Source organism: Cupriavidus taiwanensis LMG 19424 (assembly GCF_000069785.1).
Lineage (GTDB): Bacteria > Pseudomonadota > Gammaproteobacteria > Burkholderiales > Burkholderiaceae > Cupriavidus > Cupriavidus taiwanensis.
Genome location: NC_010528.1, coordinates 2,353,223 through 2,375,130 on the forward strand (window position 1 = coordinate 2,353,223; position 21,908 = coordinate 2,375,130).

The 21,908-nt window shown below is 67.5% G+C and carries 20 protein-coding genes and 1 tRNA gene; 8 read left to right on the top strand and 13 right to left on the bottom strand.

From position 1 onward, the window contains the following. Window positions 1-25: 25 nt before the first annotated feature. The 3 genes from RALTA_RS10775 to RALTA_RS10785 are packed head-to-tail and all read left to right on the top strand — an operon-like array spanning window position 26 to window position 2,314. Window positions 26-889, top strand: coding sequence for a hypothetical protein (locus tag RALTA_RS10775; protein WP_041232171.1), 864 nt, complete (start codon window positions 26-28; stop codon window positions 887-889). Window positions 890-893: 4 nt separating this feature from the next. Continuing rightward, complete coding sequence (locus tag RALTA_RS10780; RefSeq protein ID WP_012353465.1) at window positions 894-1,724, top strand: bestrophin-like domain; 831 nt, start codon at window positions 894-896, stop codon at window positions 1,722-1,724. 50 nt (window positions 1,725-1,774) lie between these two features. Continuing rightward, window positions 1,775-2,314 carry a glycoside hydrolase family 19 protein gene (locus tag RALTA_RS10785; RefSeq protein ID WP_012353466.1) on the top strand — a complete coding sequence of 180 codons (540 nt, stop codon included), beginning with the start codon at window positions 1,775-1,777 and terminating at the stop codon, window positions 2,312-2,314. Window positions 2,315-2,379: 65 nt separating this feature from the next. Here RALTA_RS10785 and RALTA_RS10790 read toward each other — a convergent pair. Together RALTA_RS10790 and rpoD are read right to left on the bottom strand one after the other, a co-directional pair. Then, a tRNA-Ile gene (locus RALTA_RS10790) sits at window positions 2,380-2,458 on the bottom strand. Between the two features lie 10 nt (window positions 2,459-2,468). After that, window positions 2,469-4,742, bottom strand: coding sequence for an RNA polymerase sigma factor RpoD (gene rpoD / locus RALTA_RS10795; RefSeq protein WP_025585222.1), 2,274 nt, complete (start codon window positions 4,740-4,742; stop codon window positions 2,469-2,471). Between rpoD and RALTA_RS30695 the strand changes: the two genes are divergently transcribed. After that, a complete protein-coding gene (locus RALTA_RS30695; RefSeq protein WP_232347993.1) occupies window positions 4,732-5,139 on the top strand; it encodes a hypothetical protein in 408 nt (135 codons plus the stop codon). The genes rpoD and RALTA_RS30695 overlap by 11 nt on opposite strands. Before the next feature lie 106 nt (window positions 5,140-5,245). On the opposite strand, the gene dnaG is transcribed toward RALTA_RS30695, so the two are convergent. From dnaG to RALTA_RS10820, 4 genes are all read right to left on the bottom strand, one after another. Further along, the gene (gene dnaG, locus RALTA_RS10805) at window positions 5,246-7,057 is read right to left on the bottom strand and encodes a DNA primase (protein WP_012353468.1); all 1,812 of its coding nucleotides are present in this window, start codon (window positions 7,055-7,057) and stop codon (window positions 5,246-5,248) included. 200 nt (window positions 7,058-7,257) lie between these two features. Continuing rightward, a complete protein-coding gene (locus RALTA_RS10810; RefSeq protein ID WP_012353469.1) occupies window positions 7,258-7,707 on the bottom strand; it encodes a GatB/YqeY domain-containing protein in 450 nt (149 codons plus the stop codon). Window positions 7,708-7,832: 125 nt separating this feature from the next. Continuing rightward, window positions 7,833-8,045, bottom strand: a complete 213-nt coding sequence (rpsU, locus tag RALTA_RS10815; RefSeq protein WP_012353470.1) for a 30S ribosomal protein S21 — start codon at window positions 8,043-8,045, stop codon at window positions 7,833-7,835. A gap of 136 nt (window positions 8,046-8,181) precedes the next feature. After that, window positions 8,182-9,441: a BaiN/RdsA family NAD(P)/FAD-dependent oxidoreductase gene (locus RALTA_RS10820; protein WP_012353471.1), complete on the bottom strand. Its 1,260-nt coding sequence runs from the start codon at window positions 9,439-9,441 to the stop codon at window positions 8,182-8,184. A gap of 155 nt (window positions 9,442-9,596) precedes the next feature. Between RALTA_RS10820 and tsaD the strand changes: the two genes are divergently transcribed. Next, entirely contained in the window at window positions 9,597-10,631 is a 1,035-nt protein-coding gene (gene tsaD, locus RALTA_RS10825) for a tRNA (adenosine(37)-N6)-threonylcarbamoyltransferase complex transferase subunit TsaD (protein ID WP_012353472.1), read from the top strand. 89 nt (window positions 10,632-10,720) lie between these two features. On the opposite strand, the gene folE2 is transcribed toward tsaD, so the two are convergent. The 4 genes from folE2 to RALTA_RS10845 all read right to left on the bottom strand — a co-directional run bounded on the left by folE2 (window position 10,721) and on the right by RALTA_RS10845 (window position 14,890). Beyond that, window positions 10,721-11,524, bottom strand: a complete 804-nt coding sequence (folE2, locus tag RALTA_RS10830; protein ID WP_012353473.1) for a GTP cyclohydrolase FolE2 — start codon at window positions 11,522-11,524, stop codon at window positions 10,721-10,723. Window positions 11,525-11,734: 210 nt separating this feature from the next. Continuing rightward, window positions 11,735-13,651 carry a 1-deoxy-D-xylulose-5-phosphate synthase gene (gene dxs, locus RALTA_RS10835; protein ID WP_012353474.1) on the bottom strand — a complete coding sequence of 639 codons (1,917 nt, stop codon included), beginning with the start codon at window positions 13,649-13,651 and terminating at the stop codon, window positions 11,735-11,737. A 25-nt stretch (window positions 13,652-13,676) separates the two neighbouring features. Further along, entirely contained in the window at window positions 13,677-14,561 is an 885-nt protein-coding gene (locus tag RALTA_RS10840; RefSeq protein ID WP_012353475.1) for a polyprenyl synthetase family protein, read from the bottom strand. Further along, window positions 14,558-14,890 (bottom strand): exodeoxyribonuclease VII small subunit, encoded by a 333-nt coding sequence (locus tag RALTA_RS10845; RefSeq protein ID WP_012353476.1) that lies wholly within the window; start codon window positions 14,888-14,890, stop codon window positions 14,558-14,560. Before RALTA_RS10845 ends, RALTA_RS10840 begins: the two co-directional genes overlap by 4 nt. A gap of 376 nt (window positions 14,891-15,266) precedes the next feature. Between RALTA_RS10845 and RALTA_RS10850 the strand changes: the two genes are divergently transcribed. The 3 genes from RALTA_RS10850 to RALTA_RS10860 all read left to right on the top strand — a co-directional run bounded on the left by RALTA_RS10850 (window position 15,267) and on the right by RALTA_RS10860 (window position 18,382). Further along, a complete protein-coding gene (locus tag RALTA_RS10850) occupies window positions 15,267-16,370 on the top strand; it encodes an aromatic ring-hydroxylating oxygenase subunit alpha (protein ID WP_041232172.1) in 1,104 nt (367 codons plus the stop codon). Window positions 16,371-16,545: 175 nt separating this feature from the next. Beyond that, window positions 16,546-17,469, top strand: a complete 924-nt coding sequence (locus tag RALTA_RS10855; RefSeq protein WP_012353478.1) for a DMT family transporter — start codon at window positions 16,546-16,548, stop codon at window positions 17,467-17,469. 55 nt (window positions 17,470-17,524) lie between these two features. Continuing rightward, window positions 17,525-18,382 (top strand): sulfurtransferase, encoded by an 858-nt coding sequence (locus RALTA_RS10860; protein ID WP_012353479.1) that lies wholly within the window; start codon window positions 17,525-17,527, stop codon window positions 18,380-18,382. Between the two features lie 5 nt (window positions 18,383-18,387). Here the strand turns inward: RALTA_RS10860 and RALTA_RS10865 are convergent, their stop codons facing one another. From RALTA_RS10865 to RALTA_RS10875, 3 genes are all read right to left on the bottom strand, one after another. Beyond that, on the bottom strand, window positions 18,388-19,269 hold the full coding sequence (locus tag RALTA_RS10865; RefSeq protein ID WP_012353480.1) for a ZIP family metal transporter: 882 nt from the start codon (window positions 19,267-19,269) through the stop codon (window positions 18,388-18,390). Between the two features lie 125 nt (window positions 19,270-19,394). Further along, on the bottom strand, window positions 19,395-20,273 hold the full coding sequence (locus RALTA_RS10870) for a dienelactone hydrolase family protein (protein WP_012353481.1): 879 nt from the start codon (window positions 20,271-20,273) through the stop codon (window positions 19,395-19,397). A gap of 133 nt (window positions 20,274-20,406) precedes the next feature. Beyond that, window positions 20,407-21,732: an NAD(P)/FAD-dependent oxidoreductase gene (locus tag RALTA_RS10875; protein ID WP_012353482.1), complete on the bottom strand. Its 1,326-nt coding sequence runs from the start codon at window positions 21,730-21,732 to the stop codon at window positions 20,407-20,409. Window positions 21,733-21,908 lie beyond the last annotated feature (176 nt).

The following is a 21,908-nucleotide window of genomic DNA, read 5'->3' on the forward strand; positions in this document are numbered from 1 at the left end:
GGCCGCCCTCTTCCTTCCATAGATCATGCGCACGCTCGACTTCACCGCCGCGCCGTTGCGGCGCGCCGCTGCCGCCGATCCCGTCGCGGCACCGCCCCGACTTGCCGCGGCGACGGCTGCGCCGTTACCGCTCGATGGCCAGTTGCGACGCGAATGCGAGGCCATGGCCAGCCATGCGCTGCGGCTCGGCATCGCGATGCCGGCCGGCTGGACCGTGCTACTCGGCAGAGATCACGAAGCGGCCGCGGCACCGTCGGCTACGTTGCAGCCGCAAGCCGGGACGGGCCCTGCCGTGCAGCAGCTCGCGCAACTGCACCAGGACCTGGCCCGTGCCATCGTGCCCGCGACGCCGCAATGCATCACGCTGCTCGACGACGAACGCCGCCGCGCGCATCCGCTGGCCTGCCTGGGACCGGTGCCGCTGGTGCGCGCACTGACCGGCACCGCGGTGTGCTGCCTGCTGGCGGTGGTGCTGACCGGCCTGCCGGCGGAGGTGTCGATGGAAAACATGCGCGCCGGCATCCTGGCCTCGTCGGGCCGCACGCTGCTGTTCAACATGCTGTTCCTGCTGTTCTGCGCCGGGCTGGGGGCCTCGTTTGCGTCGCTGTTCCAGGTGCATGGCTACATCGCCAAGGGTACTTATGATCCCAAGTACGACTCCGCCTACGCCGCGCAGCTGATCCTTGGCATCATGTCCGGGCTGATCCTGGTCGAGATGCTGCCGCCGCAGCTGTTCGACTCGGCCGGCATGCGCAGCTTCGGCAAGCCGGCCTTGTCGATGCTGGGCGGGTTCTCGGCAACCGCGGTGCATCGCCTGCTGCAGCGCATCGTGGAGATCGTCGAAACCGCGGTGCGCGGCACCACGCCGCGCGAGCCGAACAAGGCATAGCGCCATGCTGTTCCTCTACAGCCTGCCCAGCACCGGCATGGCCGCCATCGTGGTCGGCGCCATCGTGACCGTGGTGCTGGCCGGCTATGCCGTGGCGCGCCGCTTCGCGCTGATCGAGCTCGATGCCGAGCAACGCGCGATGGCGGTGTCGATGGTCTCGATCATCACCACCATCAACTCGCTGCTGGTCGCCTTTGCCGCGATCAACGTCTGGGACACCTACAACGCCGCCGACCGCACCGTCGCCGCCGAAGCCACCGCCGCGGGCGAACTGGCGCGCGACCTGGCCGCGTTCGACAGCAGCGCCGCCGATGCCGCCGCGGCGGCATTGCACACCTACCTGGTGATGGTGGTGCACGAGGAATGGCCGCGCATGCAACGCGTGGGCAAGCCGGATGCGCACACCGAACAGCGCTTCGACCAGATGTTCGACCTGGCCAACCGGATCCGTCCGCTCGACAGCCGCCAGACCGTGCTGCTGGGGGAGGTGCTGATGCGCGTCAACGAGATGGTCAAGTACCGGCAGCAACGGATCCTGACGCTGCACGCGGCCATGCCGAACACCTTGTGGGGCGTGATCCTGATTGTCAGCGCGCTGTCGTTCGCGCTGCTGTACGTGCTGCCGGCAACGCCCTTCAACCTGGCGCTGATCACCGCGTGGGCCATCACCATCGGCCTGGCGTTCTTTTTCCTGCTGGCGGTCGACCGGCCCTTCGCCGGCGAATTCAGCGTCAGCGCCGACCCGCTGCAGCACACCATCGACACGCTGGTGGCCAACGGCACATGGGCGCCGCCGCAGCCACCACCCCAGCCAGTCCCATCCGCCGCGCCATAAGCGGCAACGCGGCAGCGGCCGCCAATACGACAAGGAGACGCAATATGCAGATGACACCGGAACAATTCCGCGCCGCCACCGGACTGAGCGAGCCGCAATGCGAGCGCTGGTTCCCGCGCCTGTGCGAAGCGATGCAGGCGTACGACATCACCGGCGCGGCGCGCATCGCCGCATTCCTGGCGCAGACCGGGCACGAGTCGCTCGGCTACCAGTTCACGCATGAGCTGTGGGGGCCGACGCCGGCGCAGGCGCTGTACGAGCCGCCGTCGCGCAAGGCCATGGCGCTCGGCAATGTTCGCCCCGGCGATGGCAAGCGCTTCCGCGGCCGGGGGCTGATCCAGATTACCGGTCGCGCCAACTACGCGGCGTGCGGGGCCGCGCTCGGCGCCGACCTGACCGCCACGCCGGAACTGCTCGAGCAGGATGCGTGGGCCGCGCGCTCGGCGGCATGGTGGTGGCGCACGCATGGTTGCAATGCGCTGGCCGACAGTGGTGACTTTATCGGGCTGACGCGGCGCATCAACGGCGGGACCAATGGGCTCGAAGATCGGTTGCGGCGGTGGAAGGTTGCGACTGCGGCGCTGGCATGAGGTTTCTCGTACTCGGCAAACAAAAAAAGGGGTTACGGCGTACCGTAACCCCTTTTTCACTGCATTGGTGGGCCTCCCGTGAGTCGAACACGGCACCAACGGATTATGAGTCCGCTGCTCTAACCAGGCATGAGCTAGAGGCCCTTGGAAGCGTTTAGTTGCCTTCCAGGAAACTCTTCAGCTTGTCGGAGCGGCTCGGGTGGCGCAGCTTGCGCAGTGCCTTGGCCTCGATCTGGCGGATCCGTTCACGCGTGACGTCGAACTGCTTGCCGACCTCTTCCAGCGTGTGGTCGGTGCTCATTTCGATGCCGAAGCGCATGCGCAGCACCTTGGCTTCGCGCGGCGTCAGCGAGTCCAGCACGTCCTTGACGACGTCGCGCATGGAGCCGTGGAGCGCCGCTTCGGCCGGGGCCAGCGTGTTGGTGTCCTCGATGAAGTCGCCCAGATGGGAGTCGTCGTCGTCACCGATCGGCGTTTCCATGGAGATCGGTTCCTTCGCGATCTTCATGATCTTGCGGATCTTGTCTTCCGGCATCTCCATCTTCTCGGCCAGCGTTGCCGGATCCGGCTCGTTGCCGGTTTCCTGCAGGATCTGGCGCGAGATGCGGTTCATCTTGTTGATGGTCTCGATCATGTGCACCGGGATGCGGATGGTGCGCGCCTGGTCGGCGATCGAGCGCGTGATGGCCTGGCGGATCCACCACGTGGCGTAGGTCGAGAACTTGTAGCCGCGGCGGTATTCGAACTTGTCCACCGCCTTCATCAGGCCGATGTTGCCTTCCTGGATCAGGTCGAGGAACTGCAGGCCGCGGTTGGTGTACTTCTTGGCGATCGAGATCACCAGGCGCAGGTTGGCCTCGGTCATCTCGCGCTTGGCTTCGCGCGCGCGGCGTTCGCCTTCCGACATCTTGCGGTTGACGTCCTTCAGTTCCTTCAGCGGCAGCACCACGCGCGCCTGCAGGTCGATCAGCTTCTGCTGCAGCTCATGCACTGCCGGCACGTTGCGCTCGACGATGGTGCTGTAGCCCTTGCCGTCGGCGACCACGGTGTGGATCCACTCGAGGTTGGTCTCGTTGCCCGGGAAGCGGGCGACGAAGTCAGCGCGCGGCATGCCGCACTTGTCGACGACGATGTTCAGGATGGCACGCTCGAGCTTGCGCACTTCGTCCACCTGGCCACGCAGCGTGTCGCACAGGCGCTCGACGTTGCGAGCGGTGAAGCGGATGCCCATCAGTTCGGCCTGGATGGCTTCCTGCGCCTTGACGTAGGGCTTGGACTTGTAGCCTTCCTTCTCGAACGCACGGCGCATCTTGTCGAACTGCTCGGCGATCACGCGGAATTTCTCCAGCGCGTTCTGCTTCAGTTCTTCCAGCTGGCGCGCGGACGCGCCGGCGCCGGCGCCGCCTTCGTCGTCCTCGTCCTCATCGCCTTCCTCGTCGTCGTCGGACTCGAGGTCCTCGTCGTCGGCCGCGGCGGCCGGGGCCGACGGGGCTTCCGGCGCTTCTTCGGCGTTCGGGTCGATCAGGCCGTCGACGAATTCGTCGATCTTGATCTCGTCGTTGGCCACGCGCTCGGCATGGGCCAGGATCTCGGAGATGGTGACCGGGCACGCCGAGATCGCCATGACCATGTCCTTCAGGCCGGCCTCGATGCGCTTGGCGATCTCGATCTCGCCTTCGCGCGTCAGCAGCTCGACCGTGCCCATCTCGCGCATGTACATGCGCACCGGGTCGGTGGTGCGGCCGAACTCGGAGTCCACCGTGGACAGGGCCGCCTCGGCCTCTTCCTCGGCTTCTTCCTCGCTGGTGGCGGACGGGGCGTTGTCGTTGAGCAGCAGCGTCTCGGCATCCGGCGCCTGTTCATAGACGGCGATGCCGATGTCGTTCAGCGTGGCGACCAGCGTGTCGATCGTTTCCGAATCGACCATGTCGTCCGGCAGGTGATCGTTGATTTCCGCGTAGGTCAGGTAGCCGCGCGACTTGCCCAGCTTGATCAGCGCCTTGAGCTTCTGGCGACGCAGCTCGAGCTCTTCCTCGGTGCCTTGCTGGGTCGAGGCGAACTCCTTGAGCAGGGCCTTTTCCTTGGCCTTGCGGTCCTTGGCTTTCTGCTTTTCGGTCTTCGGCGCCGCCGGTGTTGCCGCCGCGCGCGTATCGTTCTCGTAAAACTCTTCAGTCACGTCGTCTGTTGTGCTGTCGTCGTGCTGCATCTCGGCCTTGGGCTTGCGGCCACGCTTTTTCGGCTCCGGCTTGATTGCCGGCGCAGCGGGACGCTCGGATGCAACGGATGCAGGTGTCGCGGCACGTGCCTTGGCTGCCGTCGCGGCCACGCCTTGCTTGGCGCCTCCGCTCTTGGCGCCGGCGGCTGCCGCTCGCTTGCTCTCGACTTCGGTATTCTGCTGTTTCGCCACGGTGATACTCTTGCCTTTCACTGGTGCAGATGCTGCTGCAGACGCGGCAACCTTGCCGCTCGTACTGGCGCTCTTGCCGCTCTCGCGTGCCGAAGTCGAGGCCTTTGTCTTTTCGGATGTGCGGGTTCTGGTGGGAGTCGTCACGGCGGGCGCTTGCGCGCTGCGCACGGACTTTGATGGCGCAGACCGGGCTGGCGTCTTGACGGTCGCGGTCGATGTCTTCGCCGCCGTGGTTTTCACAGACGCCTTGCCGCTCCCTGATTGGGGAGCTTTAGAGGTAACCCTTTCGGTTGCTTTGGCCTTTGCCATTGGCACGCTCACTTTCACCAGAACTGGAGAGAAAGATTTCGCAATCCAAACCGGCTATTGTAGCACGCCACGCATAGCCGGCTCCCTGTCAGGTGAGGTTTTCACCTGAAAAATCAAGGCTTAAGCTCGGCGCAGCCGGGCCCGGTCCCTGATCCAATGCTTGTCCAACGCGTGTTGCCGCCTCCCGGTTGAAGGCCAGGGCGCCCGCCGGCGCCTCAGCCAAGTTGGCGCCGGCGGTGGATTTCGCCCACCAGCCAGCGCATGCGCTGCTTGGCCGCCTCATCGGCCGTGCCGGCGATCACCTCCGCCTGCAGGCTGTCCAGCTCGCGCCGCAGCGGTTCGGCCAGCAGCTTGGTGATGGCCGCATCGAATTCCTGTGTTGCAGGTGCCTCTTCGATCTCTTCGCGCAATACCGCCGTGCGCGCCGCGGCATAGACCTCGGCATATGGCGACTGGGCCAGGTGCTCGCTGAAGGCAGCGAAATTCACTTCGCCCTGGACGCCGTCGCACGCGCTGACCAGGTGCGCCAGCACTTCGCTGTCCCCGCCTTCGCCGTCCAGCAGCAACGCACGGGCGTCTTCGTCGAGCCGTGCCGACAGTGCCGGGTAGCACATCAGCAACTGGATCACCCGCTGCTCCAGCCCGGTCGGGGCCTGGCGGCGCGCGCGCGGGCGCGGCTGGGCGAAGCGCCCGACCCGTGCCGGATCGCTGCGCAGGCCGCAGATGGCCTCGATCTCCGCGGGTGTCGTACCCGTGGCATCGGCAAGTTCGCGCACGATCTGTAGCCGCAGCCCGCCCGCCGGCATCGCCTGAAGCAGCGGCTTGGCCTCATACTGGGCGCGGGCGCGGCCCTCGGGCTGGCGCAGGTCCAGCTCCTCGGTGACCGACTGCAGCAGGAAGCGCGACAGCGGCATCGCATTGCGCACCTGCGCGGCAAAGGCTTCCCTGCCCTCTTCGCGCACATAGCTGTCGGGGTCGTGCTCGGCCGGCAGGAACAGGAAGCGGATGGTCTTGTTGTCGGCCACGTGCGGCAGGCAGGCTTCCAGCGCCCGCCTGGCGGCGCGCCGCCCCGCCGAGTCGCCGTCGAACGAGAACACCACCGCGTCAGTCTGCCGCAGCAGCTTTTGCACGTGCACGGGCGTGCACGCCGTGCCCAGGGTGGCGACGGCATTGGCAAAACCGAGCTGGGCCAGCGCCACGACGTCCATATACCCTTCGACCACCAGCACATAGCCGGTTTCCCGGATCGCATGGCGAGCCTCGAACAAGCCATACAGCTCGGTGCCCTTGCTGAACAGGGGGGTCTCGGGCGAGTTCAGGTACTTGGGCTCGCCCTGCCCCATGACCCGGCCGCCGAAGCCGATCACCGCGCCCTTGGTGTTGCGGATCGGGAACATGATGCGGTCGCGGAAGCGGTCGTAGCGCCGCGGCTTGCCGTCCGCGTCGCGCTTGTCGCTTTCGATCAGCAGGCCGGCCTCGACCAGCGGCGCCGCCACATTGTCGTCGCGATAGCTGCCGAAAACGGTCTCCAGCCCCTGCCAGTCATCCGGGGCATAGCCCAGGCCGAACTGCCCGGCGATCTCGCCCGTGAGCCCCCGGCCCTTCAGGTACTGGATGGCCTGCGGGGCACCACGCAGCTGGCGGCGGTAGAAATCGGTGGCACGGGTCATGGCGTCGGACAGCGCCACCGAGCGCGCCTGCTGCTCGGCACGCTGGCCGGGCGGGAGGCGGTCCCGCTCCTCGGGCACGGTCATGCCGACCGACTGGGCCAGCTCGCGTACTGCCTCAGGGTAAGACTGGCCGGAAAACTCCATCAGGAAGCCAATGGCCGAGCCATGGGCCCCGCAGCCGAAGCAGTGGTAAAACTGCTTGGTGGGCGAAACCGTGAACGACGGGGATTTCTCGTTATGGAACGGGCACAGTCCCATGAAATTGGCGCCGCCCTTCTTCAGCTGCACATACTTGCCCACCACATCGACAATGTCGACACGGTTGAGCAGGTCCTGAATAAAGGATTGCGGAATCACCCGACTGACCGTCCTGAGGCTTGGCCGTCCCCGGCGGGCGGCCCTTTTTAGGAATGCGTGACCGGTGCGGCGCCCGGCTGCTATCGGAATATTGTAGTGCAGCGCGGCACGGCTGCCCGGATTGCTTCACATCTGCGCGCAACGTCCGCCATTGGCGGCGATAGTGCGCGCATCATGCTTGCAACCTATTAAATCAGTATTTACTTTGGTGCAAGCGCGGCCTTGACCAGCGCCGATACGGCGGTCATGTCGGCACGGCCGGCCAGCTTGCCCTTCAGCACCCCCATGACCTTGCCCATGTCCTGCGGCCCCGCGGCGCCGGTGGCGGCGACCGCCTGCTGGACCTCGGCGGCCACTTCCTCGTCCGACAGCGCCGCCGGCATGTAGACCTTCAGCACCTCGACTTCGGCCAATTCCTTGTCGGCGAGGTCGTTGCGGCCGGCCTGCTGGAACTGCGCGATCGAGTCCTTGCGCTGCTTGATCAGCTTTTCGACCACGGCCAGCACGGCGGTATCGTCCAGTTCCACGCGCTCGTCGACTTCGCGCTGCTTGATCGCCGCCAGCAGCAAGCGGATGGTGCCAAGGCGTTCCGTTTCACGGGCGCGCATGGCTGTCTTCATGTCTTCGCTGATACGGGCTTTGAGGGACATCGTGATCTTCCAGAAAGTGGGCAGGCACTTACATATTGCGGCGATTACCGCCCTATGCAAGGCCCACAACGCAAAAACCCGCCGAGCCTGCGCCACAGCGGGTGATAGGCAAGCGCGAAGCGGTGTCAGTACAGCTTCTTCGGCAGCATCTGGCTGCGGATGCGCTTGTAATGGCGCTTTTCTGCGGCAGCCTTCTTGCGCTTGCGCGCGGCGGTGGGTTTCTCGTAAAACTCGCGGGCCCGTAGCTCCGGGAGCAGCCCGTTTTTCTCGATGGTGCGCTTGAAACGGCGCAAGGCAACTTCAAAAGGCTCGTTTTCCTTGAGTCGGATCGTAGTCATTTGGCCGGAAAATGAAGGTATTTTCGGGATGGCGGCGTTACGAAGTTCTGGATTGTAGCACCATCGACCCGGCGCGAAAGTGGCGCGCAATGGGCCCGCAATGCGCGCCTCAGGCAGCACATTCAGCAAGCCGGGCTCAGGCCGCCGACTGGCCTGCCCGCGCCTGCCGTGCCGCCTCGGCGGCGGCCTGGCCGGCCGCCACCGCCGACGCCCAGGCCCACTGGAAGTTGTAGCCGCCCAGCCAGCCGGTCACGTCGACCACTTCGCCAATGAAATACAGGCCCGGCACGTCGCGGGCCATCATGGTGCTCGACGACAGTCCCTGGGTATCGACCCCGCCCAGCGTGACCTCGGCCTTGCGATAGCCCTCTGTGCCGGACGGCACGATGCGCCAGTCGTTGAGCGCGGCGCCGAGCTTGCGCAGGACCTTGTCGGTCACGTCATGCAGCGGCATCGTCGCCGCCACGCCCGCGGCCGCGCACCACGCATCCGCCAGCCGCGACGGCAGCCGCTGGGCCAGCAGGTTGCCCAGGTGCTTGCGGCTGCCCGCCTTCTGCGCCAGCAGCCAGGCGGCGGCGTCCTCGCCATCGAAGAGGTCGATGGCGATCGGCGTGCCGGGACGCCAGTAGCTGGAAATCTGCAGCACCGCGGGGCCGGACAGGCCGCGGTGCGTCCACAGCAGGTCTTCGCGGAACGCGCCCGCGGCCTTGCCGCTGCCAGTGGCGATATCGACCTCCAGCGAGACCCCCGCCAGCGGCACAAAGGGGGCCCAGTCCTTGCCATCGAAGGTCAGCGGCACCAGCGCTGGCCGGGTCTCGACGATGCCCAGCCCGAACTGACGGGCAATGCGGTAGCCGAAGTCGGTGGCGCCGATCTTGGGGATCGACAGGCCGCCGGTGGCCACCACCAGGGCGCCGGCCCGGACCGTGCCCGCGGCGGTCAGCAGCAGGAAATCGTCGCCTTCGCGCCGGATCTCCGTCACCGTGCAGCCGGTCTGCCAGCGCACCTGGCCCATGTCGCATTCGGCGCGCAGCATGGCGATCACGTCTTCGGCGCTATCGTTGCAGAACAGCTGGCCGCGGTGCTTCTCGTGCCAGGCGATGCCATGGCGGCGCATCAGCGCCAGGAAATCCTGCGGCGTGTAGCGCGCCAGCGCCGAGCGGCAGAAGTGCGGATTGGACGACAGGTAGTTGGCGGGGCCGGCCTGCAGGTTGGTGAAATTGCAGCGGCCGCCGCCCGAGATGCGGATCTTCTCGGCGAGCCGGGTGGCATGGTCGATCAGCACCACGCGCGCGCCGTTCTGCCCCGCCACGGCGGCGCACATCATGCCCGCGGCGCCGGCGCCCAGTACGGCCACGTCATACCGGCCGGTCCGGGACTGGGCCGTCCCGCTCATTGCACGCCTCGCGAATCCATGTGTCTTGCCACCGCCTGAGAAAGGGCAGATTGTAGCGAAAAGCGCGCCGCGCGCCGCTGTGCTACCCTGCGCCCTTCCCGCAAACCCTTGTTTCGACAGCTGTTTCCCTGACCGGAGACGGCGTCATGGCTCCCATGCTTGTCCTCGGCATTGAATCTTCCTGCGACGAAACCGGCCTCGCGCTCTATGACACCGGCGCCGGCCTGCTCGCGCATGCGCTGCACTCGCAGATCGCCATGCACCGCGACTACGGCGGCGTGGTCCCCGAGCTGGCGTCGCGCGACCATATCCGCCGGGTGCTGCCGCTGCTGGAGCAGGTGCTGGCCGACGCTGGCCGCACCCGCCAGGACATCGACGCCATCGCCTTCACCCAGGGCCCGGGGCTGGCCGGCGCGCTGCTGGTCGGCGCCTCGGTGGCCAATGCGCTGGGCTTTGCGCTGAACGTGCCGATGGTGGGCGTGCATCACCTGGAAGGCCACCTGCTGTCGCCGCTGCTGACGCGCGAGCCGCCGCCGTTCCCGTTCGTGGCGCTGCTGGTATCGGGCGGGCATACGCAGCTGATGGAAGTGCGCGGCATCGGCGACTACGCGCTGCTTGGCGAAACCCTGGACGATGCCGCCGGCGAAGCGTTCGACAAGACCGCCAAGCTGCTCGGCCTGGGCTACCCGGGTGGGCCGGAAGTGTCGCGCCTGGCCGAGTTCGGCGTGCCGGGCGCATTCGAGTTGCCGCGGCCGATGCTGCATTCGGGCAACCTCGATTTTTCCTTCGCCGGCCTGAAGACCGCGGTGCTGACGCAAACCCGCAAGCTGGCCAATACCTGCGAGCAGGATCGCGCCAACCTCGCGCGCGCCTTTGTCGATGCGATCGTCGACGTGCTGGTGGCCAAGTCGATGGCGGCGCTCAGGCAGACCGGCCACAAGCGGCTGGTAGTGGCCGGCGGCGTCGGCGCCAACCGGCAGCTGCGCGAACGGCTGGACCAGCTCGGCCGGCAGCGCAAGCTCGACGTGTATTACCCGGATCTGGCGTTCTGCACCGACAACGGCGCGATGATTGCGTTCGCTGGCGCGATGCGGCTGCAGGCGGCGCCCGAACTGGCGCGGCGTGAGTATGGCTACGGCGTGACGCCGCGCTGGGATCTGGCGGATATCCGGTTGCCGTCGGCGGCGTGAGGTGTGCCACGACACCACCCAAAGGCTCGCCGGCAACAAAAAAAGCCACCAAATTATGGTGGCTTTTTCCATGACCGCGACGGACGCAATCAACCGACGCGCTTGTCCCGCTCGATCACTGCATACGCGCTGTGGTTGTGGATCGACTCGAAGTTCTCCGCCTCCAGCACATAGGCCACGATACGGTCGTCCGCATTCAGCCGCATGGCGATGTCGCGCACCAGGTCTTCGACGAACTTGGGGTTCTCGTAGGCACGCTCGGTGACGAACTTTTCGTCGGGACGCTTGAGCAGGCCCCACAGTTCGCAGGACGCCTCTTCCTCGGCCATGCGCACCAGCGCCTCCACCGGCAGTTCGCCGGCCAGCTCCACGTTCATGGTGATATGCGAGCGCTGGTTGTGCGCGCCATACTGCGAAATCTTCTTCGAGCACGGGCACAGGCTGGTCACCGGCACCAGCGCCTTCAGGAACACCCGCGTGGCGCCGTTGCGCACTTCGCCGGTCAGCGTGACCTCGTAGTCCAGCAGCGACTCCACGCCCGACACCGGCGCGATCTTGCTGATGAAGTACGGGAACGTGACCTCGATGCGGCCGGCCTCGGCTTCGAGCTTCTCCAGCATCTTGTCCAGCATCAGCCGGAAGCTGGCCAGCTCCAGCGGCGCGCGCTCTTCTTCCAGCAGCGCGACGAAGCGCGACATATGCGTGCCCTTCTGGTCGGCGGGCAGGTGCACGTCGAGGTTGAAGGTGCCGACGGTCGGCACGATGCCAGCCGGGGTCTTCAGGGTCACCGGATAGCGCACGCCCTTCACGCCGACACGCTGGATCGGAATCTGGCGGGTGTCGGGGCTCGACTGGACGTCGGGCATCACGAAGGCGGGGTTGATGTCATTCATCTACGGTTTCCTCCAGGGTCGCGCCAGGCAAGCGCAAGCCCTTACGGTCGCGGCATTTTCGCAGTCCCTCCATGCCGCGCAACGAGTGTGAAACCACGGGACCCGGCACTGGCGTGCCGACCCGCAGCTGCGAACACAAAAAACGGAGTGTAAGGGAATTCGGACGCACCCGTGGCGCGGCGGCCCGAATCCCCTCGGGATGGCAGGTGATCAGGCCACGCGCGGGGCGACCGTGACCTGGGGCTGGTCCAGGCCAAAACGCTCGCGCACCGAACGCTCGATGCCGGCCGCGTCGAGGCCGCATTGCTGCAGCAGGAAGGCCGGATCGCCGTGGTCGACGAAGCGGTCGGGCAGGCCCAGCGTCAGCACCGGCTTGTCGATGCCAGCCTCGGCCAGGGCTTCGAGCACGGCGCTGCCGGCGCCGCCCATCACGCTGCCCTCTTCCACCGTCACCAGGTAGTCGTGGTCGGCGGCCAGGCGCTTGACCAGCGCCACGTCGAGCGGCTTGACGAAGCGCATGTCGGCCACGGTGGCGTCGAGCGCCTCGGCCGCGCCCAGCGCCGGCTGCACCATCGAGCCGAACGCAAGGAAGCCGACGCGGTGCCCGGCGCGCGCGCCGGCCTCGCGGCGCACCACGCCCTTGCCCACCGGCACCGGGGCCAGGTCGGCGGCAATTGCCGCGCCCGGGCCGGAGCCGCGCGGATAGCGCACCGCGGTCGGGCAGTCCTGCTGGAATGCCGTGGTCAGCAGCTGGCGGCATTCGTTCTCGTCGGACGGCGTCATCACCATCATGTTGGGGATGCAGCGCAGGTAGGCGATATCGTAGGCGCCCGCGTGGGTCGCGCCGTCGGCGCCGACCAGGCCGGCGCGGTCCAGCGCGAACACCACCGGCAGGTTCTGCAGCGCCACGTCGTGGATCAGCTGGTCGTAGCCGCGCTGCAGGAAGGTCGAGTAGATCGCCACCACCGGCTTCAGGCCCTCGCACGCCAGGCCGCCGGCAAACGTCACCGCATGCTGCTCGGCGATGCCGACGTCGTAATAGCGGTCCGGAAAGCGCTTCTCGAACTCGACCATGCCCGAACCCTCGCGCATGGCCGGGGTGATGCCGACCAGGCGCTTGTCGGCAGCGGCCATGTCGCACAGCCAGTCGCCGAACACCTGGGTGTAGGTCTTGCGCGCGGGCTTGGCCGCCGGGCGGATGCCTTCGGCCGGATTGAACTTGCCGGGGCCGTGGTACAGGATCGGGTCGGCTTCGGCCAGCTTGTAGCCCTGGCCCTTCTTGGTGACCACGTGCAGGAACTGCGGGCCGCCGCCTTCGAGCGCGCGCTCGCGGATATTCTGCAGCGTCGGCACCAGCGAATTCAGGTCGTGGCCGTCGATCGGGCCGATGTAGTTGAAGCCGAACTCCTCGAACAGCGTAGCCGGCACCATCATGCCCTTGGCATGTTCCTCGAAGCGCTTGGCGAACTCCAGCACCGGCGGCGCCACCGACAGCACCTTCTCGATGCCCTTCTTGGTGGCCGCATAGAACTGGCCGCTCAGCAGCCGCGCCAGGTGGCGGTTGAGCGCGCCCACCGGCGGCGAGATCGACATGTCGTTGTCGTTGAGCACCACCACCAGCGGCAGGTCCTTGTAGACACCGGCGTTGTTCAGCGCTTCGAACGCCATGCCCGCGGTCATCGCGCCGTCGCCGATCACCGCCACCGAGACGCGCTTCTGGCCCAGCGTGCGCGCGCCCAGCGCCATGCCCAGCGCGGCCGAGATCGAGGTCGACGAGTGCGCGGTCCCGAAGGTGTCGTATTCGCTCTCGCTGCGGCGCGGAAAGCCGGAGATGCCGCCCCACTGGCGCAGCGTGCGCATGCGCTCGCGGCGTCCCGTCAGGATCTTGTGCGGATAGCTCTGGTGGCCGACGTCCCACACCAGCCGGTCGTCGGGGGTGTTGAAGACGTAGTGCAGCGCAATGGTCAGTTCGACCGTGCCCAGGTTGGACGACAGGTGGCCGCCGGTCTGCGAGACCGATTCCAGCACATAGGCGCGCAGTTCGTCGGCCAGGGTCTGGAGCTCGCGCCGGTCGAGCTTGCGCAGGTCAGCGGGGGCGTCAATCTTGTTGAGGAGTGCGTAGGTCATGATGTCCGTTCGGCCGGCTCTCAGTTTAATGCGTGCGCAGCACGATCAGGTCCGCCAGGTCGCGCAGCCGCGCGGCGCGCCCGCCAAAGCCGGCCAGCGCCTCGTACGCCTCGGCGCGCAGCGACCCGGCCAGTTCGCGTGCCGCGTCCAGTCCCATCAGCGACACGTAGGTCGGCTTGTCATGGGCGGCGTCCTTGCCGGCGGTCTTGCCCAGCGTCGCGGTGTCCGCGGTGACGTCCAGAATATCGTCTACCACCTGGAACGCCAATCCCACCGCCGCCGCATAGCGGTCCAGCGCGGCCAGCCCGGCGGCATCGATCTCGCCACACAGGGCGCCCATGCGCACGCTGGCACGCAGCAGCGCGCCGGTCTTCATGCGGTGCATGGCTTCGAGCGCGTCGCGCGTCATGGCCCGCCCCACGTTCTGCAGGTCGATGGCCTGGCCGCCGGCCATGCCGGCCGAGCCCGACGCCCGTGCCAGTTCCGCCACCAGTTGCAGCCGCACCGCGGGTGCGATCGGCTCGGCCCCGGCCAGCACGATGAACGCCTGGGTCTGCAGCGCATCGCCGACCAGCAATGCGGTGGCCTCGTCATAGGCCTTGTGCACGGTCGGCCGGCCGCGGCGCAGGTCGTCATCGTCCATGCACGGCATGTCGTCGTGGACCAGCGAGTAGGCGTGGATCATCTCCACCGCGCAGGCGGCCGCGTCGCAGGCCGCCGGGGCCGCGCCGCTGACTTCGCCCGCCGCATGCACCAGCAGCGGGCGCACGCGCTTGCCGCCGCTCAGCGCAGCATAGCGCATTGCCTCGTGCAGCGTGTGCGGCACCGTGCCGGCGTCGGGCAGCGCGGCCTGCAGGGCGGCCTCGGTGCGCGCGCCCTGCGCCTGCATCCATTGTGCAAAGTCGCTCATGCCTCGTCCGTCCCCTGTGCGCCATTGCCGCCATTGCCGCCATTGCCGCCGTTGGCACCGTTGCCTTCGCCCGCCAGCGGCTTGAGCACGTCACCCTCCAGGACCCGCACCTGCTGCTCGACCCGCTCCAGCTTCTGCTGGCAGTAGCGCACCAGCTCGGCGCCGCGGCGGTATGCCGCCAGCGAGGCCTCGAGCGGCAGCTCGCCGCTTTCCATGCTGGCCACCAGCGTTTCCAGTTCGGCCATCGCCGCCTCGTAGGAGGCGGGCGGCGCCGCGGCGGCGTCGGCGGTATTGTCGGTCTGGACCGGAGCGGTCGTCGTTTTTGGCATATCAGGCCCTGGAAGCTGGAACCGGGGGAAACCCGGATGGGGAAGCCCGGATTTTACGCCAAAGCGCGGGCATGCCCCCATCTTGCAGGGGGAAACCGTGCCCTGTCCGGGTGCTTCCGACGCGGAAGTGACTTGTGCGCTCGGGTCGTCTTTCCGAATGCGCCCGGTACGGCACCCCGATGACGACCCGGGTCGACTTTTTCGCTAAAAAGGCAAAAAAATCAGTCCCTTAACTTTTCGGGTCGGGTACAATCCCCCGTTCGCCGCCAGGGGTTGCAAGAGTGTCCCCGCAGGGCGGCAGTCTTTCCCAAATCGATTCCATTTTCGATGGTTGGGTTGTTCACTGCTTTCACCTGTTCATCTGGGAGTGGGGATAATGTCCAATCTCAGCACCGCGCTCAACCTGGCGCCGGCTGATTCGCAACTGCCCGTCGGCGTCTACTTCGACGAAGCGCTGCATCAACAAGAACTCGAACTGCTGTTCAGGAATGGCCCGGGCTATGTCGGCCACGAGCTGATGGTCCCGGAAACCGGCGACTACCACACGCTCAAGGCCGAGGACGAAGGCCGCATGCTGGTGCGCAACGCCGCGGGCGTCGAACTGATGTCCAACGTCTGCCGCCACCGCCAGGCCATCATGCTGAATGGCCGCGGCAACAAGCAGAACATCGTCTGCCCCCTGCACCGCTGGACCTACGACCTGAAGGGCGAACTGCTCGGCGCGCCGCATTTCGACCAGCAGCCGTGCCTGCACCTGAAGCGCACGCCACTGCAGAACTGGAACGGCCTGCTGTTCGAGGGCCCGCGCGACGTGCGCGCCGACCTGGCCCGCCTGGGCGTGGCGCAGGACCTGAACTTCGACGGCTACATGCTCGACCACGTCGAGGTGCACGAGTGCGACTACAACTGGAAGACCTTCATCGAGGTCTACCTCGAAGACTACCACGTCGTGCCGTTCCACCCGGGGCTGGGCAGCTTCGTCTCGTGCGACGACCTGAAGTGGGAGTTCGGCGAATGGCACAGCGTGCAGACCGTGGGCCTGCATGCGGGGCTGAAGCGCCCCGGCAGCCCGACGTACCAGAAATGGCATGACGCGGTGCTGCGCTTCAACAACGGCGTGCTGCCCAAGCACGGCGCGATCTGGCTGACCTACTACCCCAACATCATGGTGGAGTGGTACCCGAACGTGCTGGTGATCTCGACGCTGCACCCGGTCGGCCCGCGCAAGACCCGCAACGTGGTGGAGTTCTACTACCCCGAGGAAATCGCGCTGTTCGAGCGCGAGTTCGTCGAGGCCGAGCGCGCCGCCTACATGGAAACCTGCATCGAGGACGACGAGATCGCCGAACGCATGGACGCCGGCCGCCTGGCGCTGCTCAAGCGCGGCACCAGCGAGGTCGGCCCCTACCAGTCGCCGATGGAAGACGGCATGCAGCACTTCCATGAGTGGTACCGCCGCGCCATGGCCTACGCCGGCTAGTGCGATCAGCGCACAACGCAACCTGAAACGGACCGCCACGGCGGTCCGTTTTGCTTTGGTGGGCGATGTGCGCTGCTAGAATCATTAGCCGGCGCGGTCGACGCGAGGCCGCAGAGCCCCGCTCGCGCGCCGGCACTCTCTCCTTCGCTCCTGCCCGCTTCACCGCGCCCTCGCCATGCAATCGCTCTGGATGCTGTTCGCCGCCTTCGCCTTTTCGCTGATGGGGGTTGGCGTCAAGCTGGCGTCCGACCTGTACAACACCGGCGAGATCGTCTTCTACCGGGGCCTGATCAGCGTGGTGATCATGTGGGTGCTGCTGTCCTCGCGCGGGGTCTCGGTGCGCACGCCGTACATGCTGTCGCACATCAAGCGCAGCGTGTTCGGCGTGACCTCGCTGATGCTGTGGTTCACCTCGATCTCGCTGCTGCCGCTGGCCACCGCGATGACGCTGAACTACATGTCGCCGGTGTGGATCGCGCTGATCCTGGGCGCGAGCGCGGCGCTGGCCGGCACCGGCGGCAACGCCGACCGCCGGCTGGTGCTGGCCATCCTGCTGTCGTTTGCCGGGGTGATCTGCCTGCTGCAGCCGTCGGTGGGCAAGGATCAGCTGACTGGCGGCCTGGTCGGGCTGATCTCGGGCATGTTCACCGCGCTGGCCTATGTCGAGGTGCGCCAGCTCGGCCAGCTCGGCGAGCCCGAAGGCCGCATCGTGTTCTATTTCTCGCTGGTCGGCATGATCGCCGGGCTGGCCTGGATGCTGCTGGAGGGCACCAGCCCGCATACCTGGTACGGCGCCGGCCTGCTGCTGGCAATCGGCATCCTGGCCACGCTGGGCCAGACCGCAATGACGCGCGCCTACAAGCGCGGCAACACCCTGCTGACCGCCAACCTGCAATACGCCGGCATCGTCTTCTCCAGCGTGTGGGGCATGCTGATCTGGTCCGATCGCCTGAACTGGCTGTCGTGGCTGGGCATGGGGCTGATCATCGCCAGCGGCATTGCCACCACGCTGATGCGCGCGCGCCAGGGCACCGACGCCAAGCCCACGCCTGCCACGCCGGTCAAGTCGCCGGAGGCGGAGGTGCACCCCGAGGTGTAGCATTCGGTAAGCCCCAACACCCCTGTATTTTTTCTCCGATCGCTACAGGATTCCCATGCAGAAACCGCTGATTTCCGTCACCGCACTGCAGTCCCTGCTGGCCGGGCCCGGCCGCTGCGTCGTCATCGACTGCAGCTTCGACCTGGCCAACCCCGCCGCCGGCCGCGAGGCCTACCGCACCGGCCACCTGCCTGGCGCGTTCTACCTGCATCTGGACAACGAGCTGTCCGGCCCGAAAACCGGCCGAAACGGCCGCCACCCCCTGCCGGATGCCGACGACCTGGTCGCGCGCCTGCAGGCGCTCGGCATCGACGACGATACCCCGGTGGTTGCCTACGACGCCCAGGGCGGCATGTTCGCCGCGCGGCTGTGGTGGCTGCTGCGCTGGATCGGCCACGATGCCGTGGCCGTGCTCGATGGCGGCAAGGACGCCTGGGTCAGGGCCGGCCTGCCGCTGGAGCACGATGCCGCGGCCGAACCCGAGGTGCCGGGCACGATCCGCCGCGGCAAGTCGCTGGTGCCGACCGTCGATGCGGACGTACTCCTCGGCAATCTCGGCCAGGGCCGGCTGCTGGTGGTGGATGCGCGCGCGCCCGACCGCTTCCGCGGCGAGAACGAGACGCTGGATCCGGTCGGCGGCCATATCCCGGGCGCGGTGAACCGCTTCTTCAAGGACAACCTGGACGCCGAGGGCCGCTTCAAGCCGGCCGAGACGCTGCGCGCGGAATTCGGCGCGGTGCTGGGCACGCACGCCCCCGCGCAGGCGGTGATGCAGTGCGGCTCTGGCGTTACCGCCTGCCACAACCTGCTGGCGCTCGAAGCCGCTGGCCTGGGCGGCGCGGCGCTGTATCCGGGGTCGTGGAGCGAATGGTGCGCCGACCCGGCGCGCCCGGTGGCGACCGGGCCGGCCTGAGCCGGCTAGTGTGACGCGGCCACGGGCGCGGCGTGGCCGTGCCCGCCGTGGCTGTGCTGTTCGTGCACGCCATTGGTGATAAAGACGATGGCCGAGATCCCCGCCGCCACCAGCACCACCTGGATCGCCGATTCACGCCAGCGCGGCTTGCGCTGCATCTGCGGCATCAGGTCGCTGACGGCGATATAGATAAAGCTGCTGGCGGCGATCACCAGCACGTAGGGAATCCACCCGCTCAGCTGGTCGAGCAGGAAGTACCCGACCACCCCGCCGGCAATCGCCGCCAGGCTCGACAGCAGGTTGAAGGCAAAGGCGCGCGCCTTGGAGAAGCCAGCGTTGAGCAGCACGATAAAGTCGCCCACCTCCTGCGGGATCTCGTGCGCGGCGATCGCGAGCGCGGTGACCACGCCGATATGCGGGTCGGCCAGGAAGGCCGCCGCGATCACGATGCCGTCGGCAAAGTTGTGGAAGGTGTCGCCGACCAGGATGGTCAGGCCGCTGCGGCCGGCTTCCTCGCGGTCATGGCCATGGTGGTGGTGGTGCCCGTCGCCCTCGTGATGGTGCGAATGGCGCAGCAGCGAGAGCTTTTCCAGCAGGAAGAAACCCAGCAGCCCCGCCAGCAAGGTGCCGAACAGCGCGCGCGGATCGGCGCCGGACTCGAACGCCTCGGGCAGCGAATGCAGCAGCGCGGTGGCGAGCAGCACGCCCACCGAAAAGCTCACCATGCGCTCGACCACGCGGGACGCCACCGTCAGCGACAGCAGCGCCGCCCCGAAGATGCTGCCCACCCCCGAAATCGTGGCGGCGAGCAGGATATACAAAAGCGTCGAATGGATGATGGGCTCCCGGGGTGGCGGTGCCGGGCGGCCCCGCCGTTCCGCCCGCATCGCGCCGGGCGGCAAACGCAACAATGTTGCAATAACTCAAAGGCCGCATTGTACGTATCCGCCGGGACTTTGCAATCCTGCCGTCGGCCGGCCAGCCCCACCCGGGGGCGGGGCCAGCTGACGGATCAGGCGACGCCGTGCTGCCTGAACCAGTCCAGGCACTTCTGCCAGCCGTCCCGGGCATCGGCTTCGCGGTAGCTGGGCCGGTAGTCGGCATGGAAGGCGTGGCCGGACTCTGGATAGACGATAAAGCGCGACTTTCTGGCGTCCGGATCGGACGACGACGCCAGCGCCGCCTTCATCCGGTCCACCTGCTCCAGCGGGATGCCGGTGTCCTTGCCGCCGTACAGGCCCAGCACCGGCGCATGGAGCTGGCCGACCAGGTCGATGGGGTTCTTCGGCTTGATCGGCGTCGGCTCGGGCGACAGCTGGCCATACCAGGCCACGCCGGCCTTCAGGCGCTGGCTGTGCGCGGCGTACAGCCAGGTGATGCGGCCCCCCCAGCAGAACCCGGTGATGGCCAGGCGCGAGACGTCGCCGCCGTTGGCGCCGGCCCAGGCCACCGCGGCATCGAGGTCGCCCATCACCTGCGCGTCGGGCACCTTGGCGATCACCTCGCGCTGCAATTCCTGGATCGTGCCGAAACTCTGCGGATCGCCCTGGCGCGCGAACAGCTCGGGCGCGATCGCCAGGTAGCCCTGCTTGGCAAAGCGCCGGCACACATCGGCAATATGCTCATGCACGCCGAAGATCTCGCTGATTACCAGCACCACCGGCAGATTTTTTTTCCCTTCCGGCTGGGCCCGGTAGGCCGGCATGCTGAAGCCGCCCGACGGAATCGTGACCTCGCCCGCGTTCAGGCCGGCAAAATCGGTCTTGATCGCCTGCTGGGCCATCACCGGCAAGGCCGCGGCCGCGAAGGCGGAACCCAGCGCGGTCTTGACGAAGCCGCGGCGGTCGAAGGTCTGGCCGGGGACCAGGCTGTCCACTTCTGGTTTGAGCATGCTTGTCTCCAGGATCGTTGGTGGCTGGGCCGCCACGCGGCGCCCGCGCCGATTTTAAGCAGACATGGAGAAAACATGGCGGCGCAGGCCCGCCGGCGCCCCCCACCCGGAAGCGGGGGGTGCGGGCCATGCGTCAGTGCAGCTTGACGCGCGGACTGGTCTTGCTGCGCAGCCAGTGCGAGACGGTGTCCAGCGCCATCCCGACCGCGCCGTGCAGCGCCATCACGTGCATCCGGTACAGCGAGGTGTACATGAAGCGCGCCATCAGCCCTTCGATAAACATCGAGCCGCCGATCAGCCCGCCCATCAGGCTGCCCACCGCGCTGAAGTGCCCCAGCGACACCAGCGAGCCGAAGTCCTTGAAGGTGAACTGCGGCAGCGCCCGCCCCGCCAGCCGCGCGCACAGCGCCTCGTAGAGGAAGGTGGCCTGCTGGTGCGCGGCCTGCGCGCGCGGGGGCACCGAGGTCTGCTTCTCGGGCCACGGGCAGCTGGCGCAATCGCCGAAGGCGAAGATATCCGGGTCGCCCTCGCTCTGCAGCGTCGGGCCGACCACGATCTGGCCCTGGCGGCTGACGGGCAGGCCCAGGCTGGCCAGAACCGCGGGCGCGGTGATGCCGGCCGCCCACACCGTCAGGTCGGCATCGATGGTCTTGCCGCTGGCGGTCAGCACGGCCTGCGCCGTGACTTCGGTCACGCGTTCGCTGGTGAAGACATCGACATCCAGCTTCCGCAGCAGCTTGGCGGTCTCGGCCGAGACCCGCTCGGACAGCGCCGGCAGGATGCGCGGACCGGCCTCGATCACGTGGATGCGCACGTCGCGGCGCGGGTCGAGGCGGTGCAGGCCATAGGCGCTGAGCACATGCGCGGTGTTGCGCAGTTCCGCCGACAGTTCCACGCCGGTGGCGCCGGCGCCGATGATGGCCACGTCCACGCGCGGACGGCCGTCCTCGCCGACGCGGCCGCGCCCGTTCTGGGCACGCACGCAGGCCGCGATCAGCCGCTTGCGGAAGCGCTCGGCCTGCGCCACGGTGTCCAGCGCGATGGCGTGCTCGGCGGCGCCCGGCACGCCGAAGAAATGCGTGACGCAGCCGATCGCCAGCACCAGCGTGTCGTACGGCAGTTCGCGCGCGGGCAGCAGCTCGGCGCCGTCCTGGTCGACGCAGGCCGATACCGAGATGGTCTTGCGGGTGCGGTCGATGCCGGTCAGCTCGCCCTGCTGGAACTCGAAATGATGCCAGCGCGCCTGCGCCGCGTATTCAAGCTGATGGGTGTTGGGATCCATGCTGCCGGCGGCGACTTCATGCAGCAGCGGTTTCCAGATATGCGTGGGCAGGCGGTCCACCAGCACCACCTGCGCCGCGCCCTTGCGGCCGAGCTTGTCGCCCAGCTTCGTTACCAGTTCCAGCCCCCCTGCTCCGCCGCCGACGACGACGATGCGGTGCGTCCTTGTTTCTGTCATGGTCTACCTGCTGCGTTTTTATAAATTCTTTGCCTGAGGCATTTGCCGAGGCGTTTGCCACAGTCTGCTGCATTGCAGCATGGCTGGCAAGCGCCGCACGCCGACTCAGCAGTCGCTTCATTCGATACCACCACGCAGGGGGGCAGCGAGCCGGCCGGGGTGCCGGCTCGCCAGCG

Bases quoted from the DNA above. Each gene is read 5' to 3' on its own strand.
- RALTA_RS10845 (WP_012353476.1), bottom strand. From the start codon at position 14,890: ATGCCAAAAACGACGACCGCTCCGGTCCAGACCGACAATACCGCCGAC.
- RALTA_RS10855 (WP_012353478.1), top strand. From the start codon at position 16,546: ATGCAATCGCTCTGGATGCTGTTCGCCGCCTTCGCCTTTTCGCTGATG.
- RALTA_RS10860 (WP_012353479.1), top strand. From the start codon at position 17,525: ATGCAGAAACCGCTGATTTCCGTCACCGCACTGCAGTCCCTGCTGGCC.
- RALTA_RS10810 (WP_012353469.1), bottom strand. From the start codon at position 7,707: ATGTCCCTCAAAGCCCGTATCAGCGAAGACATGAAGACAGCCATGCGC.
- RALTA_RS10875 (WP_012353482.1), bottom strand. From the start codon at position 21,732: ATGACAGAAACAAGGACGCACCGCATCGTCGTCGTCGGCGGCGGAGCA.
- rpsU (WP_012353470.1), bottom strand. From the start codon at position 8,045: ATGACTACGATCCGACTCAAGGAAAACGAGCCTTTTGAAGTTGCCTTG.
- RALTA_RS10865 (WP_012353480.1), bottom strand. From the start codon at position 19,269: ATGCGGGCGGAACGGCGGGGCCGCCCGGCACCGCCACCCCGGGAGCCC.
- RALTA_RS10780 (WP_012353465.1), top strand. From the start codon at position 894: ATGCTGTTCCTCTACAGCCTGCCCAGCACCGGCATGGCCGCCATCGTG.
- RALTA_RS10775 (WP_041232171.1), top strand. From the start codon at position 26: ATGCGCACGCTCGACTTCACCGCCGCGCCGTTGCGGCGCGCCGCTGCC.
- folE2 (WP_012353473.1), bottom strand. From the start codon at position 11,524: ATGAATGACATCAACCCCGCCTTCGTGATGCCCGACGTCCAGTCGAGC.
- RALTA_RS10870 (WP_012353481.1), bottom strand. From the start codon at position 20,273: ATGCTCAAACCAGAAGTGGACAGCCTGGTCCCCGGCCAGACCTTCGAC.
- tsaD (WP_012353472.1), top strand. From the start codon at position 9,597: ATGCTTGTCCTCGGCATTGAATCTTCCTGCGACGAAACCGGCCTCGCG.
- RALTA_RS10840 (WP_012353475.1), bottom strand. From the start codon at position 14,561: ATGAGCGACTTTGCACAATGGATGCAGGCGCAGGGCGCGCGCACCGAG.
- RALTA_RS10820 (WP_012353471.1), bottom strand. From the start codon at position 9,441: ATGAGCGGGACGGCCCAGTCCCGGACCGGCCGGTATGACGTGGCCGTA.
- RALTA_RS10850 (WP_041232172.1), top strand. From the start codon at position 15,267: ATGTCCAATCTCAGCACCGCGCTCAACCTGGCGCCGGCTGATTCGCAA.
- RALTA_RS10785 (WP_012353466.1), top strand. From the start codon at position 1,775: ATGACACCGGAACAATTCCGCGCCGCCACCGGACTGAGCGAGCCGCAA.
- dxs (WP_012353474.1), bottom strand. From the start codon at position 13,651: ATGACCTACGCACTCCTCAACAAGATTGACGCCCCCGCTGACCTGCGC.